Below are 14707 nucleotides of genomic sequence, written 5' to 3'. Positions count from 1 at the left end.
GCGGGGGCCCCGCCGCGAGGCCCAGGGCCCGGCCGGCCCGCTGCTGGCCGTGGTGGCCCGGGGGCCGCTGCACCACCGGGCGCTCGCCCGCATCCGCGCCGCCGCCGACCGGATCGGCGACGGCGCCCCGGCCGAGGTGCTGCTGCTGGTGGACGTGCCGCTGGAGTCCCAGGGGCGGGCCCCGGCGGTGCTGGCCGCCGAGCCGCTGCTGCCGCCGCGCACCTGGACCGCTGCGCTGACCCTGCCGTCCGGCGCCGACGGCGACCGGGTGGCGCCCTACGTCGCCCGCGCCTTCGGCGCCACCCACCTGTTCGGCGACGGCGACGGCGGAGTGGACGGCGCCTCCCCGCTGCCGGTGGTCGACCCGGGGCCGTGGCGCTACGACACCGCCAAGGGGGCCTGGCGCCCCGCCGACGAGGTCGAGGAGGGCGACGCCGCCGACGAGCCCTCCGCCCGGGAGGTGGAGGAGATGCTGGCGCGGGGCCGCACCCTGCCCGCGTGGTTCACCCCCGCGCGGGTGGCGGCCGAGCTGGCGCGGCTGCGCCCGGCCCGCACCCGCCGCGGGCTGACCGTGCTGTTCACCGGCCTGTCCGGGTCGGGCAAGTCCACCGTCGCGCGCGCGGTCGCCGAAGGGATCCGCCGCTCCGGCCGGACGCTGACGCTGCTGGACGGGGACGTGGTGCGGCGCATGCTCTCCAAGGGCCTCACCTTCTCGCGGGAGGACCGCGACATGAACGTGCGCCGGATCGGATACGTCGCCTCGGAGATCACCCGCCACGGCGGCGTGGCCGTGTGCGCCCCGATCGCGCCGTACGCCGCCACCCGGGCCGAGGTGCGCGCCATGGTCGAGGAGAACGGCGACTTCTTCCTCGTCCATGTGGCCACCCCGCTCCACGAGTGCGAGCGGCGCGACCGCAAGGGCCTGTACGCCAAGGCCAGAGCAGGCGAGATCCCCGCCTTCACCGGGATCTCCGACCCCTATGAGGAGCCCGCCGACGCCGACCTGGTACTGGACACCACCGGGCAGGACCCCGCCGACTCGGCGGCCGAGGTGCTCACGGCGCTGCGCGCCGGGGGCTGGCTGCCGGGTGGGCCGGACGGCGCCGAGCGCGACTGAGAGGAGCATATGGGCACCGAGTCCCCCGAAGCCGGTTCCGAGGCGTCGTCCCCCGAGCCGGGAGTGGCGCCGGGCCACCGGGTGCAGGCGCTCGTCGCGACCATGGACGAGCTGCGGCGGCGCTGTCCCTGGGATGCCGAGCAGACGCACGAGTCGCTGGCCAAGTACCTCATCGAGGAGGCCTACGAGACGCTGGAGACCATCGAGCGCGGCGAGTACGCCACCCTCCGCGAGGAGCTGGGCGACGTGCTGCTCCAGGTGGTCTTCCACGCCCGCATCGCCGAGGAGCGCGGCGCCGAGGGCTTCACGCTCGACGACGTCGCCGACGGCATCGTCGACAAGCTGGTCCGCCGCCACCCGCACGTCTTCGCGGGCACCCGGGTCGACGGCGCGGAGGAGGTGCGCGGCAACTGGGAGCGCATCAAGGCCGCGGAGCGGGCCGGGAAGGGCGAGCACGACGCCTCGGTGCTGGAGGGCGTGCCCTTCGCCCAGCCCGCCGCGCTGCTCGCCTACGAGCTGCAGAAGCGGGCCGTGCGCAACGGGCTGCCCGGGGACCTGGTGGACGCGGGGGAGGGGCCCGGCGGGGAGCTGTTCGCCGCCGTGGACGCCGACCGCCGCGCCGGGGGCGACCCGGAGATGGACCTGCGGACCGCCGCCCGCCGCTTCGACGCCCGGGTCCGCGCGGCCGAGGCCCGCGCCCGCGCCGACGGCCGGGACCCCCGCGGGCTCAGCGCCGAGGAGTGGCGCCGGTACTGGGACTGACCCCGTCGGCCCGGGCGGGCAGCGCGATCAGCTCGGTGGCCTCCTGCTCCGGCCCGGGCCCCGGGTCGGGCGGGGGCCGCCGGCAGGCGTCGCTCACCCGCAGCCAGAGCCCGATCACCAGCCAGCTCGACACCAGCGACGAGCCGCCCGCGGCCAGGAAGGGCGTAGTCATCCCGGTGAGCGGGATGAGACGGGTGACGCCCCCGGCCACCACGAACACCTGGAACGCGAAGAGCATCGCGAACCCGGTCACCAGCAGCTTGGTGAACACCTCCCGGGCCGCCAGCGCGGTCCGCGCCGCCCGCTCGACCAGCAGGGCCAGCAGCACCAGCACCGCCATCAGCCCGGTCAGGCCCAGCTTCTCGCCGATGCTGACCAGGATCAGGTCGCTGTCGGCGGCGAAGATCTCCCCGGCCCGCCCGGCGCCCAGGCCGGTGCCGGTCAGCCCGCCGGCGGCCAGCGCGAACAGGCCCTGCACGAGCTGGTAGCTGCCGCCCGCCGGGGCGTTGTACACCTCCGGGTCGAAGCCGTTGAGCCAGATGTCGACCCGCTGGCGCACGTGCGGGAAGAGCCACCAGGCCGCGGTCGCCCCGGCGGCGAACATCACCAGCCCGATGCCCACCCAGGACTTGCGCCCGGTGGCGGCGTAGAGCATGGCCAGGAAGACCAGGTACAGCAGCAGCGAGGTGCCCAGGTCCTTGGTGCCCACCAGCACCAGGATCGCGAACCCCCAGGCCACGGTCATAGGCCCCAGGTGGCGCATGCGCGGCAGGCTGAACACCTTGACGCCGCGGACGGTGATCTGGCGCCCGGCCGCCGCCAGCACCTCGCGCTTCTGCCCCAGGTAGGCGGCGAGGAACACGATCAGCGGCAGCTTGGCGAACTCCGAGGGCTGCACGGTGTACCCGGACACCGCGACCCAGCGCCGCGCCCCGTACAGCTCGGTGCCCAGGCCGGGCACCATCGGCAGCAGGAGCAGGACCAGCCCGCCGACCGCCAGCAGGTAGGGGTAGCGCTGCAGCCGCCGGGGGCGGGCCACCGCCAGCACCACGGCCAGGCACCCGGCCGTCCCGATGACCGCCCACATGAGCTGGCGCCAGGCCTCGCCGTGGCCCTCGGAGCCGTCCAGCGCCCAGATCATGGTCAGCCCCGTGCCGGTGAGCACGGCGGCCAGCGGCAGCAGCAGCGGGTCGGCGCAGGGGGCCAGGAAGCGCACCGCCAGGTGCGCGGCCAGGACCGAGGCGCCGAACAGGGCGGCCTGCAGCGGGAGGCGGTCGGGCACCGCGCCGGTGGTCTGCCACCCGGCGGTGCACATGCCGAGCACGTACACGCCGAAGGCGGCGGCGAGCAGCCATGCCTCGGTACGGCGCGGCCGCGGTGCCGCCGCTCCTGATCCGGCCGCTGCTCCGGGTCTGGCCATACCGCCTCGCTGGGGTCCGGACTCTCGTACTTCCGGCGAGGGGAGCCGGACGGTATCGAACTATAGGCAGGCGGTCATGGTGTTCCCCGCAGGCGCGGCCGAAAACGGGAGGATCGGGGCCTCAGCGCCCGGATGCGGCGGCGGATGCGGTGAGCGGATAGTCCTTGAGACCGATCGCGTTGGCCGCCTTGCGGATGCCCCCGCTGAGCCGGTTCAGGGCGGGCAGGCGCGGCCCGAGCCGGACCGCGGCGTCGCGCAGGAGGATCTGCACGCGGTCGCGGGGGACCAGGAACGGCATTCCGTTGGTGGCGATCGCCTGGTTGCGCCGGACGAAGCCGCGCATGGCCTCCTCGTAGGCGGGGAAGGCGCGGCGGTGGTCGCCCCCGGCGGCGGCCAGCTCCCCGGCCAGCACGTAGGCCCCGACCAGCGCCAGGCTCGACCCCTGCCCGGAGAGCGGGGAGGGGCAGTGGGCGGCGTCGCCGAGCAGTACCGTGCGCCCCTTCGACCAGCCCTCCATGCGTACCTGGGCGATGGAGTCGAAGTAGAGGTCGTCGGTGCCGTCGAGGGCGTCCAGGATCTCCGGGGCCCTCCATCCCATGCCGGAGTAGCGGGCACGCAGGTACCGGATGCGGGAGGCGGCGTCGGGCAGCCGTGAGGCGGCCTCGGCACGCGACCGGAAGCCCAGGAACGCCTGTGCGGGGCCGTTCGGGTCCCCGGCGTACAGGCCGATCGTGCGGCCGGGGTCGCTGTGCAGGACGGCCTTGTGGTCCAGGCCGAACCGGTTGGGCAGGTCGAAGATGGACACGTGCGCCTTGAGGAAGCGCAGGTACCGCTCCTCGGGGCCGAACACCAGGCGGCGCACGTTGGAGTGCAGCCCGTCGGCGGCCACCAGCAGGTCGAAGTCGCGCGGCGCCGACTCGGCGAAGGACACCCGGACGCGGTCGCCGTCGTCGCCGACGGCGGTGACGGAGTCCCCGAAGACGTACTCGACCCCGTCCTGGGCGGCGTCGAAGACGGTCCGGCTCAGGGCGGTGCGCCGGATCTCCAGGTCGTCCGGGCTGGAGGAGGTCAGCTCGGTCCCGGCGGCGGCGCGGGTGCGCCCGCGCGCGTCGACCAGGTCCAGACCGCGCAGGTTGTCGGAGGCGGCGCGGAACGCCTCGGCCAGGCCCATGCGCTCGGCGACGGTGATGGCGGCGCCGCGCACGTCGACCGCCCAGCCGCCGGTGCGCAGCTGCGGCGCGCGTTCGATGACGGTGGGGCGCATGCCCATCCCCCGGAGCCAGTAGGCGAGGGCGGGTCCGGCGATGCCCGCGCCGGAGATGCAGACGGTGCGTGCCATGACGCACTCCTTTCGCATCGGGGCCGCACGCCGCGGCCCGGTACGGGCGACGCTATCCGGTCAACTAGCCGGGCGGCAAGTAACTTACCGGGCGACAGGCTACTTACCGACCGGCAGGCGGATAGGATCGCCCTCGAAGCGACCGGAACAGAGCAGGGGAGGGGCGCGCGTGCCCAGACAGCGGACCGACACCCGGGCCGAGATCCGTGAGACGGCGCTGGAGCTGTTCGCGCAGAAGGGCTACACCGGGACCAGCCTGCGGGAGATCGCCGAAGGGCTGGGCATCACCAAGGCGGCGCTCTACTACCACTTCCGGTCCAAGCAGGACCTGCTGGCCGACATGGTCGCGCCCATGCTCGACGACGGGGACCGCACCGTCCGCGAGCTGGAGGAACAGCCCGGCGTCACCCCGCGGCACGCCTTGGAGGCGTTCTACGACACCGCGCGCCGCCACGGGACGCTGTTCCAGGCGGTCATCGCCGACACCGCCGCCCTGGCCGACCTGGGCGACGTGGTCCCCAGGCTCTTCGACTGGCGGGAGCGCCTGCTCCGCCTGATCTTCGGGGCCGATCCCACGCACCGGCAGCGCGCGCTGGCGGTGCTGGCCATCGGCGGTCTGCAGGACGCGGCGATCATGGCCGGGGACGCCGAAGGGCCGGACACGGCGGGCGAGGGCGCCGACCTGCGCTCCATCGTCGTCGAGGGCGCCCTCCGCGCCCTCGACCTCCCGGCGTCCTGACCGCCTTCCCGGCGGCGGGCGGGAGCGTTCACCCCGCCGCCGCGGGCTCCTCCGCGCGCGCCCCGGCCTCCCGGCGCTCGGCGAAGTGCAGCCGCCAGCAGTGCGCGACCGCCGCCGCCCACGCCAGCAGGATCCCGGCGTAGAGCGCGTAGGTGGGCACCGGGGGCAGCTGCGCCCAGTCGGCGCCGAGCACCACGCCGGTGTTGGTGAGCACGATGAGCCCGCCGACCATGGCCCCCAGCGGCCGTGCGGGCACCGAGCGGGCCAGCCACGCGGCCACGGGCGCGGCCAGCAGCCCGCCCAGCAGCATGACCCCCACCCACGCGAAGTCGATCCCGCCCAGGCCCAGGCCGACCGCGAAGCCGAGGCTGCCCGCCAGCACCACGGCGAACTCGCCCACGCTGATCGACCCGATCACCTTGCGCGGCTCCAGGCGGCCGGTGGCCAGCAGCGCGGTCGTGCCGACCGGCCCCCAGCCCCCGCCGCCGGTGGAGTTCATGAACCCGGCCACCAGCCCGAGCGGGGCCAGGAAGGCGGTGCTCAGCGGGCGCGCGCCGGTGGGGCGCGGCAGGTCCCGCAGGGTGAACCGGAGCAGCAGGTACAGCCCCAGCGCGAGCAGGATGGTGGACATCAGCGGGCCCGCCGCGTCGGCGGACAGGCGGCTGAGCAGCAGCGCCCCGGCGAACGCCCCGACGGCTCCGGGCGCGGCGATGCGCAGCACCACGTGCCGGTCGACGTTGCCGAACCGCCAGTGCGCGAACCCCGAGGCGAGCTGCGAGCCGACCTGGGAGAGGTTGACGGTGGCCGAGGCGACGGCGGGGCTGGTGCCGACCATGAGCAGCAGGGTGGTGGAGGTGACGCCGTAGCCCATGCCCAGGCTGCCGTTGATGAGCTGGGCGGCCAGTCCGACGAGCCCGAGGAGGATCAAGGTCTGCATCGCGCGCCTTCGGTGACGGTGTCCGGGACGGGGCCGCCGCGGTCCGCCGCAGCCTCTTTCTCCTACTTAGTTAGTGGGAATAGTAGGCACAGTGGGCGGGGCGGGGCAAGGGGCGACACGCCGGACACCGGAACACGCCCCAGGTGGCGCCGGGGATTTCCGGGCCGCCCCCGCGCCCGGGGGGTGCGCGGGTCGCTAGGCTCGGGGGCGGTCCGCCAGTGAACGAAGAAGGAGGACGACGGTGTCGTCGATCGAGGCAGTACAGGCGCGAGAGATCCTTGACTCCCGCGGGAATCCGACGGTCGAGGTCGAGGTCCTGCTCGACGACGGGACGACCGCCCGCGCCGCGGTGCCCAGCGGTGCCTCCACCGGGCGGTTCGAGGCCGTGGAGCTGCGCGACGGGGGCGAGCGCTACGGCGGCAAGGGCGTGGAGAAGGCCGTCACGGCCGTCAACGACGAGGTGGCCGACGAGCTGCTCGGGTTCGCCCCCGAGGAGCAGCGGATGATCGACCGGGCGCTGATCGACCTGGACGGCACCCCGAACAAGTCCCGGATCGGGGCCAACGCCATCCTCGGCGCCTCGCTGGCCGTCGCGCACGCCGCCGCCGAGGCCGCGGGCCTGCCGCTCTTCCGCTACCTGGGCGGCCCCAACGCGCACGTGCTCCCGGTGCCGATGATGAACATCCTCAACGGCGGGGAGCACGCCGACAACAACGTCGACATCCAGGAGTTCATGATCGCGCCGATCGGCGCGCCGAGCTTCCGCGAGGCCGTGCGCTGGGGCGCCGAGGTCTACCACGCCCTCAAGTCGGTGCTCAAGAGCCACGGCCTGTCCACCGGCGTCGGCGACGAGGGCGGCTTCGCCCCGGACCTGGACAGCAACCGGGCCGCGCTGGACCTGATCGTCGAGGCCATCCGCAAGGCCGGGTACACCCCCGGCACCGACATCGCGCTGGCCCTGGACGCGGCGGCCTCGGAGTTCTACGAGGACGGCGTCTACCGCTTCGAGGGCTCCGAGCGCTCGGCCGAGGAGATGAACGCCTACTACGCCGAGCTGGTCGACGCCTACCCGCTGGTCTCCATCGAGGACCCGCTGGACGAGGAGGACTGGAAGGGCTGGGCCGCCCTCACCGCCTCCGTCGGCGCCAAGGTGCAGCTCGTCGGCGACGACCTGTTCGTCACCAACCCCGAGCGGCTGCAGCGCGGCATCGACGAGGGCGCGGGCAACTCGCTGCTGGTCAAGGTCAACCAGATCGGCACGCTCTCCGAGGCCCTGGACGCGGTCGCGCTGGCCCAGCGCAACGGCTACACGGCGATGATCTCGCACCGCTCCGGCGAGACCGAGGACACCACCATCGCCGACATCGCGGTGGCCACCAACGCCGGCCAGATCAAGACCGGCGCCATGGCCCGCAGCGAGCGCGTGGCCAAGTACAACCAGCTGCTGCGCATCGAGGAGGAGCTGGACGAGGCCGCCATCTACGCGGGCGCGTCGGCCTTCCCGCGCTTCAAGGCCCAGGGCTAGGCTGCCTGCCCATGCCCAAGGAGCCGGAGAAGCCGAAACGGCCGTCCTCTTCGCGCGGCGGCGGGCCGCGGCGCGCGGGGGACGGCCCGGGGCCCCGTTCCGCCGGGGGCGCACGCGCCCGCGGCGGCCCGACGACGGGGCCCCGGGCCTCCGGTGCCCGCGGACGGGCGGCCGACGCGCCGGGCCGCCCGTCCGCGGGCAAGGCTCCGTCCAAGGACGGGGCGAAGAAGGACGAGGGCAAGAAGGACGGCGCGAAGAAGGCGCCCCCCAAGAAGGCGTCCGCGAAGAGCGCGCCGGCGGGGAGCGCCGCCAAGGGTGCGGCCAAGGGCGCCGGAAAGGGGTCGGGCGGGCGCCGGGGGCTGCGCCCCGCGCTCACCAGCCGCGCCGCCATCCTCGCCTTGGTGGTGTGCGCCATCGCGCTGAGCCTGGCCTACCCGCTGCGCGAGTACGTCGCGCAGCGCTCCGAGATCGCCCAGCTCCGCGACGAGCTCGCCGAGCGCAAGGAGGGCGTCGAGGAGCTCCAGGAGCGCAGGGAGCAGCTCAGGGACCCCGACCACATCGAGCGCGAGGCCCGCACCCGGCTGCACTACCAGTACCCCGGCGAGCAGGCCTATGTCGTCGTCTCCGGCGACGACCCCGAGTACGGGGAGCAGGGCGCGCAGACCCCCGAGGACCCCTGGTTCACCAAGCTGTGGAAGTCGGTGGAGGCCGCCGACGATCCGGGCGCCGACCGGGAGCGCATCCCCGAGGCGCAGCCGCCGGGCCGCTGAGCCGCGGCCCCCGCAGGCGCACGGCACGGTCCGCACCCGAGCACCGGCTAACCTGAGACCGCCATGACTTCCGCAGACCACACCACCGGCGGCCGCGCCGCGCAGGGGGACGCGCCCCCTGCGGCCGCCTCTTCCGAGACCGTCTCCCCGCAGGCCGTGCACCCTCGGGACGTGCAGGCCGTCGAACGCCAGCTCGGCCGCGCCCCGCGGGGGCTGCGCGCCGTCGCCCACCGGTGCCCGTGCGGGCTGCCCGACGTGGTGCGCACCGCGCCCCGGCTGGAGGACGGCTCGCCCTTCCCCACGCTGTACTACCTGACCTGCCCGCGCGCGAACTCGGCGATCGGCTCGCTGGAGGGCGGCGGCGCGATGCGGCGGATGCAGGAGCGCCTGGGGGAGGAGCCCGAGCTGAGCGAGGGCTACCGGGCGGCGCACGAGGCCTACATCGCCGCGCGCGACGAGCAGGCCGCCGCCGACGGCCTGGAGCCGCTGCCGCGCGGCATGCAGAGCGCCGGGGGCATGCCCGACCGCGTCAAGTGCCTGCACGCCCTGGCCGCCCACGAGCTGGCCGAGCCGGGGACCAACCCCATCGGCCGGGAGGCGCTGGACGCCCTCCCGGACTGGTGGGAGAAGGGGCCGTGCGTGTGCACCGGCCCGGACAGCGAGGACACCTCTGGGGGAGGCCGACCGTGACCACCGTGGCCGCCATCGACTGCGGAACCAACTCCATCCGCCTGCTCATCAGCGACGTCGCCGTGCACGACGGCGACGAGGTCGGCCTGCTCGACCTGGAGCGCCGGATGGAGATCGTGCGCCTGGGCCAGGGCGTGGACCGCACGGGCGCCTTCGCCCCCGAGGCCCTGGAGCGCACCTTCGAGGCGCTGCGCACCTACGCCAAGCTGATGCGCGAGCACGGGGTGCCGTTCGACGCCGAGCACGTGCGCATGGTCGCCACCAGCGCCACCCGCGACGCCGCCAACCGGGAGGAGTTCACCTCCGGGGTGCGGGAGATCATCGGCGTCGAGCCCGAGGTGATCAGCGGCGAGGAGGAGGCCGGGCTCTCCTTCGTCGGCGCCACCGCCGAGCTGGAGGCCGAGGAGGAGGGCGGCGGCCACCCCCGCCCCTACCTGGTCGTCGACATCGGCGGCGGCTCCACCGAGTTCGTCCTGGGGCACGCGCGGGACGGGGAGGGGGCCGAGGGCGTGGTGCGGGCCGCCCGTTCGGTGGACATCGGCTGCGTGCGGATGACCGAGCGCCACCTGTCCGCCGACCCGCCCACCGCCGGGCAGGTGGCCGCCGCCACCGCGGACATCGACGCGGCCCTGGACGAGGCGGCCCAGGCGGTGCCGATCGGGGAGGCGGCGACCGTGGTGTGCGTGGCCGGGACCGCGACCACCGTGGCCGGGATCGCCCTGGACCTGCCCGAGTACGACTCCGAGCGGATCCACCTGACCCGGGTCACCGCCGAGCGGACCGGGCAGATCGCCCGCGAGCTGCTGTCCATGCCGCACGAGCGCCGCGCGGAGCTGGGGGTGATGCACCCGGGCCGGGTGGACGTGATCGGCGCGGGCGCACTGATCCTGGACCGGGTCCTGGCGCGCACCGGGGCCGACTCCTTCTACGCGGGCGAGCACGACATCCTCGACGGCATCGTGTGGGGCCTGTGCCTGGGCCTGTCCGACCCCTCCGGGGCCGCCGGGGAGTGAGAGGCGGGGCGCTACAGGTTGCGGTAGGCGTCCCGCCGGTCGCCCACCTTGACGACGAGGATGACGAGTTCCCCGTCATCGATCCGGTAGGCGACCCGGTAGCTTCCGACCCGGAGCCGGTAGAGCCCCGATGGGCCGGTGAGCTTCTCGACGTCGGCGTCCTCGCGGTACGGGTCGTCGCCGATCGCGGTCAGTGCGGTCAGGATGCGCATGGCATCGTGCCGGCTGATGGATCGGAGCTGCCGTTGTGCGGCCGTGGTGAACCGGAAGGCGTACTTCACGCCGCCTCGCCGCCACCCTCGGTGAACAGGTCTGCCAGCAGTTCCGCCATCGTCACGGTGGGGCCGCCTTCGGCCAGGACCCCTTCGGCTTCACGCGCCAGCATCACGTCGGCCGCGTCCTCCAGTGCTTCGAAGTCCGCGATCGGAACCACGGCCGCCACCGGTGCGCCGTTGCGCGTGATGACCGTCGGAGTGCCTTCCTCGGCCTGGTTGATGTGGTCCGCGAGATGCGCGCGGGCCTCCCGCACGGTCACAGTGTTCTCAGCCATGAGGATGGTGTACACAGTTTCGTGTACACACGAGGGTGATCCGCGGCGGCATCGTGTGGCGTCGATGAGGGGGGCGTCGCATCAGGTCGGGCAGGTGAGCCGTGTCACCCGCCTGACCTGTGTGAAAGCCGTAACATACGGCCTGAGCAGGGACGATGGGCCCGACGTCGGCTTTATGATGGTCTAAACCTTTCACGATCGGCGCTTCCCTGTCGGGAACCGCTTGTGAAAGAATGCACAAGCAGGCGGCGAGGAGGGCGAGCTCCACGCCGAGGCAACGAACGCGAACTTTCCGGTCGGAATACGACGGGGATATGCCAGTCAACGAAGACTTACCGATCTTCACACCCCTGGCCAGGGGCGGGGAACGGGACTTTAGGGCGGATATGCGATGACCGAGAGCAGGAACTACCGGCTGGTCCACGGCGGCGGCGATGAGGCGGAGATCCCGCACATCCTCATCGTCGGCGGCGGTTACCTGGGCATGTACACCGCGCTGCGGCTGGAGAAGAAGCTCGGCGCCGGCGAGGCGCGCATCACGGTGGTCGACCCCAACTCCTACATGACCTACCAGCCCTTCCTCCCCGAGGCCGCGGCGGGCAGCATCAACCCGCGCAACGTGGTGGTGCCGCTGCGCAAGGTCTTCAAGCGGACGAAGGTGCTCACCGGCCACGTGGTCAGCATCGACCACACCGGGCGCACGATCGGCTTCGAGCCCGAGGTCGGCGAGCCCCGCGAGATCTCCTACGACTACCTCGTCATGGCGGCCGGCGCGGTCTCGCGCACCCTGCCCATCCCCGGCCTGGCCGAGTGGGGCATCGGCATCAAGACCGTCGAAGAGGCGGCCTACCTGCGCAACCACGTGCTGGAGCAGCTCAACATCGCCGACTCCACCGACGACGAGGCGATCCGCCGCAAGGCGCTCAACTTCGTGTTCGTCGGCGGCGGGTTCGCCGGTGCCGAGGCCATCGCCGAGCTGGAGGACCTGGCCCGGGACGCCACCCGGATCTACCCCTCGATCAGCGTCGACGACCTGCGCTTCTACCTGATCGAGGCGGCCGACAAGATCCTGCCCGAGGTCGGGCCCGAGGTCGGCACCAAGGCGCTCAACCAGCTCAAGCGCCGCGGCGTGGACGTGCGGCTGAAGACCTTCCTGGAGTCGGCCGAGAAGCAGGTCATCAAGCTCAGCGACGGCACCGAGTTCGAGGCCGGGACCCTGGTGTGGACCGCCGGGGTCAAGCCCAACCCGGTGGTCTCGGCGAGCGACCTGCCGCTGGGCCCCAAGGGGCACGTCGACACCAGCGAGTACCTGACCGTCAACGGCGTGGAGGGCGCCTTCGCGGGCGGCGACAACGCCCAGGTGCCCGACGGCAAGGGCGGCTTCTACCCGCCGAACGCCCAGAACGCGGTCCGCCAGGCCCCGGTGCTCGCCGACAACGTCATCGCGGCGGTGCGCGGTAAGAAGATGACCGCCTACCGGCACGACAACCTGGGCGCGGTGGCCGGACTCGGCCTGCACAAGGGCGCGGCCCAGCTGTTCGGCAGGATCAAGCTCAACGGGCGGATGGCCTGGTACGCGCACCGCGCCTACCACCTGTTCGCGGTGCCGACCTTCAACCGCAAGATGCGGGTGCTGGCCGACTGGACGCTCGGCCTGTTCCTGCGCCGCGACTACGCGGCCCTGCCCGAGATGGGCGAGCCGCGCCAGGCCTTCGAGGAGGCCGCCCAGCCGCAGCCGGTCGAGAACGGCCGCCTGCTGCGCCGGGTGAGCTGACCCGGATCCGTGGGCCNNCGGGGGGGGGGGCGGGGGCCGTTTTCGGCCGTGTGGGCCCGCAAAGCGGTGGGAATCCTGCGGATTCGACCTCCACCGGTATGATGGTCGCGCCCTCGTAGCCCAATGGAAGAGGCAGGCCCCCTAAAAGGGTCACGAGTGTCGGTTCGAGTCCGACCGGGGGCACTCGCCCTCCCTCCGGCTCACCGCTCGCGCTCCATCAGGAGCTGCAGGTGGGTGAAGAGGCGCTGGTCCGGTTCGGCGAGGTCGATGCCGCTGACCGACTCGGCCCGGCGCACCCGGTACCGCAGCGTGTTCGGATGGATGTGCAGCCGCTCGGCGGCCGCCCGCACGTCGCCGAAGGCCTCCAGGTAGGCCAGCAGCGAGCGGACCAGGTCCGAGTCGCTCTGCGCGTCGTGCCGCAGCAGCGCCTCCACCCGCGGGTCGCGCAGGCCCGGGGTGGCGCGCAGGTGCGCCAGCGTCTCGCCGACCAGCACCCGCGCCCGCACGTCCCCGATCGTGGCCACGTCCGCCTCCAGGTCGCGCCCCATGGCGTCGAGCACCCGGTCGGCCTCCTGCCGGGACTGCGCGATGTCGTCCGGCGACTCCACCGGGGAGCCCACCGCCGCCTGCACCCCCGAGCCGATCAGACCGCGTGCGGCCTCCACCGTCTTGCGGGCCAGCGCCAGCACCGAGGCCTCGGCGGCCGCCGCCGGGGAGCGCAGGTCGGGCACGAGCACGTAGATCCGCCCGCCGAGCACGGTCACCAGGGCGTTCTTACGGTAGGCGGCGGTGTGCACCGCGATCAGGTCGGCCATCCGGCGGCGCTGCAGCTCCAGGCCCGAACGGTTGCGCTGGGACACGGGGCCGCGCCCGACCCCCAGCGAGAACGCCGCCACCAGGGCCGGCCGCTCCGGGGACACCTCGACCGAGTCCGCCAGCGCGGCGGCCTCGATCCGGCCCTCCAGCAGCCCGGCCAGCAGGTCTTCGCGCAGCCGCAGCCCCGCCGTCACCTCGGTGCGGTGGCGCAGCATGTGCAGGGCGGTGATGCGCGCCGCCCCGAGCAGCGCCTCCTCGGCGCCCTCGGCGAAGGGCGCCGCCCCCTTCTGCACCCAGATGGTGCCCAGCGGCTGGTCCCCGGCGTGCACCCCCACCGCCATGCGGGGCCGGATGCCCAGTTCGGGGTGCTCGGCGACGTGCACCACCTCGTGCCCGGCGCGCAGCCGGGAGAACACCCCCCACTCGCGCAGCAGCGCCAGGTACTGCTCGGGGCCCTGGCGGCCGAGCACCGACAGCCGCCGCAGCTCGTCGACCTCCTCGCCGCTGGAGTAGGCCAGCACCCGGCTGGCGGAGTCCTCGATCGCCACCAGGCCGCCGGTGAGCGAGGCGATGGTCTGCGCCAGCGAGAACAGGTCCCCGGCCGACTCGCCCAGGTCGGTCTCGCCGGTGAGCCGGGCGTCGTCGACCACGCTGCGGCACAGCGCCTGGAGCTGGTCCCAGCGCACGTCCGGGCGGACCGCCAGCAGCGCCACCCCGGCCTCGCGGGCGGCGCTGCGCAGCAGCCCGACCTCGTCGCCGGAGGGGCGGGCCGGGGCGGGCGCGCCCCAGCCCTGCGGCGGCGGGTAGCTGGGCTCCTCGGCCTGGGCCCGCGCGGCGGCGTTCACCTTCACCGCGACGGCGGCGGCGCCGCGCTCGGCGGCGGCGCGCACGAGCTGCCGGGCGGCCGCGCCGCGGGCGCCGATGAGCAGGACGAGGTCCCCGGCGAAGGCGTCCACCTCGTCCTCGGGGTCGGCGATGACGACGTTGTCCACTCGCACATCCAGCCCGGCGGGGGCGGCGAGCACGTCGACCAGCGGGTCGCCGACCGCCAATAGCAGCTGGCGGAGGGGAACACCAGGGTTTTCTCCGGTTTCATCGGGACCGTGTGGCGGATGTGGCTGCTGTGGTGTTGCGTGGTCGCTGAAGTCCATGGCCCTATCAGTTTGTCGTATCGACCAAGTGTCCGCGACAAAGAGTGGCCGTGTCCACAACGCCGCGCCCTGTCGGGTTCGCTTACGTTTGACCGGTTCGATGG

At 73.9% G+C, this 14707-nt stretch carries 14 protein-coding genes and 1 tRNA gene; 9 read left to right on the top strand and 6 right to left on the bottom strand.

What is annotated here, in order from left to right; all coding sequences use genetic code 11:
- Together cysC and mazG are read left to right on the top strand one after the other, a co-directional pair.
- On the top strand, nucleotides 1–1117 hold a 1117-nt coding region (gene cysC, locus D476_RS34580; protein ID WP_017626812.1), incomplete at its 5' end, for an adenylyl-sulfate kinase.
- Nucleotides 1118–1126: 9 nt separating this feature from the next.
- On the top strand, nucleotides 1127–1879 hold the full coding sequence (mazG, locus tag D476_RS0125840; RefSeq protein ID WP_017626811.1) for a nucleoside triphosphate pyrophosphohydrolase: 753 nt from the start codon (nucleotides 1127–1129) through the stop codon (nucleotides 1877–1879).
- Here mazG and D476_RS34575 read toward each other — a convergent pair.
- Nucleotides 1845–3299: an FtsW/RodA/SpoVE family cell cycle protein gene (locus D476_RS34575; RefSeq protein ID WP_083939644.1), complete on the bottom strand. Its 1455-nt coding sequence runs from the start codon at nucleotides 3297–3299 to the stop codon at nucleotides 1845–1847. The genes mazG and D476_RS34575 overlap by 35 nt on opposite strands.
- A 121-nt stretch (nucleotides 3300–3420) precedes the next feature.
- On the bottom strand, nucleotides 3421–4638 hold the full coding sequence (locus D476_RS0125830; RefSeq protein ID WP_017626809.1) for an FAD-dependent monooxygenase: 1218 nt from the start codon (nucleotides 4636–4638) through the stop codon (nucleotides 3421–3423).
- Between the two features lie 169 nt (nucleotides 4639–4807).
- Between D476_RS0125830 and D476_RS0125825 the strand changes: the two genes are divergently transcribed.
- Nucleotides 4808–5377: a TetR/AcrR family transcriptional regulator gene (locus D476_RS0125825; RefSeq protein WP_017626808.1), complete on the top strand. Its 570-nt coding sequence runs from the start codon at nucleotides 4808–4810 to the stop codon at nucleotides 5375–5377.
- A 28-nt stretch (nucleotides 5378–5405) separates the two neighbouring features.
- Here the strand turns inward: D476_RS0125825 and D476_RS34570 are convergent, their stop codons facing one another.
- Nucleotides 5406–6314 carry a sulfite exporter TauE/SafE family protein gene (locus D476_RS34570; RefSeq protein WP_017626807.1) on the bottom strand — a complete coding sequence of 303 codons (909 nt, stop codon included), beginning with the start codon at nucleotides 6312–6314 and terminating at the stop codon, nucleotides 5406–5408.
- A gap of 241 nt (nucleotides 6315–6555) precedes the next feature.
- On the opposite strand from D476_RS34570, the gene eno reads away from it, so the two are divergent.
- From eno to D476_RS0125800, 4 genes are all read left to right on the top strand, one after another.
- Nucleotides 6556–7839: a phosphopyruvate hydratase gene (gene eno / locus D476_RS0125815; RefSeq protein WP_017626806.1), complete on the top strand. Its 1284-nt coding sequence runs from the start codon at nucleotides 6556–6558 to the stop codon at nucleotides 7837–7839.
- Nucleotides 7840–7850: 11 nt separating this feature from the next.
- A complete protein-coding gene (locus D476_RS39410; protein ID WP_017626805.1) occupies nucleotides 7851–8609 on the top strand; it encodes an FtsB family cell division protein in 759 nt (252 codons plus the stop codon).
- Between the two features lie 63 nt (nucleotides 8610–8672).
- Complete coding sequence (locus D476_RS0125805; protein ID WP_017626804.1) at nucleotides 8673–9299, top strand: DUF501 domain-containing protein; 627 nt, start codon at nucleotides 8673–8675, stop codon at nucleotides 9297–9299.
- Nucleotides 9296–10312 (top strand): Ppx/GppA phosphatase family protein, encoded by a 1017-nt coding sequence (locus tag D476_RS0125800; protein WP_017626803.1) that lies wholly within the window; start codon nucleotides 9296–9298, stop codon nucleotides 10310–10312. Before D476_RS0125805 ends, D476_RS0125800 begins: the two co-directional genes overlap by 4 nt.
- An 11-nt stretch (nucleotides 10313–10323) precedes the next feature.
- On the opposite strand, the gene D476_RS0125795 is transcribed toward D476_RS0125800, so the two are convergent.
- Both D476_RS0125795 and D476_RS0125790 read right to left on the bottom strand, forming a co-directional pair.
- Nucleotides 10324–10593, bottom strand: coding sequence for a type II toxin-antitoxin system RelE family toxin (locus D476_RS0125795; protein WP_017626802.1), 270 nt, complete (start codon nucleotides 10591–10593; stop codon nucleotides 10324–10326).
- The gene (locus D476_RS0125790; protein ID WP_017626801.1) at nucleotides 10590–10877 is read right to left on the bottom strand and encodes a type II toxin-antitoxin system Phd/YefM family antitoxin; all 288 of its coding nucleotides are present in this window, start codon (nucleotides 10875–10877) and stop codon (nucleotides 10590–10592) included. Before D476_RS0125790 ends, D476_RS0125795 begins: the two co-directional genes overlap by 4 nt.
- Nucleotides 10878–11253: 376 nt before the next feature.
- On the opposite strand from D476_RS0125790, the gene D476_RS0125780 reads away from it, so the two are divergent.
- Nucleotides 11254–12636 (top strand): NAD(P)/FAD-dependent oxidoreductase, encoded by a 1383-nt coding sequence (locus D476_RS0125780; RefSeq protein ID WP_017626799.1) that lies wholly within the window; start codon nucleotides 11254–11256, stop codon nucleotides 12634–12636.
- A gap of 109 nt (nucleotides 12637–12745) precedes the next feature.
- Nucleotides 12746–12819, top strand: a tRNA-Leu gene (locus tag D476_RS0125775).
- Nucleotides 12820–12836: 17 nt separating this feature from the next.
- Here the strand turns inward: D476_RS0125775 and D476_RS0125770 are convergent.
- On the bottom strand, nucleotides 12837–14603 hold the full coding sequence (locus D476_RS0125770; RefSeq protein WP_338036262.1) for a PucR family transcriptional regulator: 1767 nt from the start codon (nucleotides 14601–14603) through the stop codon (nucleotides 12837–12839).
- Nucleotides 14604–14707 lie beyond the last annotated feature (104 nt).

Origin of the sequence: Nocardiopsis chromatogenes YIM 90109 (genome assembly GCF_000341185.1) — a bacterium.
Lineage (GTDB): Bacteria > Actinomycetota > Actinomycetes > Streptosporangiales > Streptosporangiaceae > Nocardiopsis_A > Nocardiopsis_A chromatogenes.
Note: the sequence above shows the minus strand (reverse complement) of the source record. Positions and strands in the feature narration are given on the sequence as shown.

Coding starts and splice junctions, on each gene's coding strand:
- mazG (WP_017626811.1), top strand. CDS start 1,127: ATGGGCACCGAGTCCCCCGAAGCCGGTTCCGAGGCGTCGTCCCCCGAG.
- D476_RS34575 (WP_083939644.1), bottom strand. CDS start 3,299: ATGGCCAGACCCGGAGCAGCGGCCGGATCAGGAGCGGCGGCACCGCGG.
- D476_RS0125830 (WP_017626809.1), bottom strand. CDS start 4,638: ATGGCACGCACCGTCTGCATCTCCGGCGCGGGCATCGCCGGACCCGCC.
- D476_RS34570 (WP_017626807.1), bottom strand. CDS start 6,314: ATGCAGACCTTGATCCTCCTCGGGCTCGTCGGACTGGCCGCCCAGCTC.
- D476_RS39410 (WP_017626805.1), top strand. CDS start 7,851: ATGCCCAAGGAGCCGGAGAAGCCGAAACGGCCGTCCTCTTCGCGCGGC.
- D476_RS0125805 (WP_017626804.1), top strand. CDS start 8,673: ATGACTTCCGCAGACCACACCACCGGCGGCCGCGCCGCGCAGGGGGAC.
- D476_RS0125780 (WP_017626799.1), top strand. CDS start 11,254: ATGACCGAGAGCAGGAACTACCGGCTGGTCCACGGCGGCGGCGATGAG.
- D476_RS0125770 (WP_338036262.1), bottom strand. CDS start 14,603: ATGGACTTCAGCGACCACGCAACACCACAGCAGCCACATCCGCCACAC.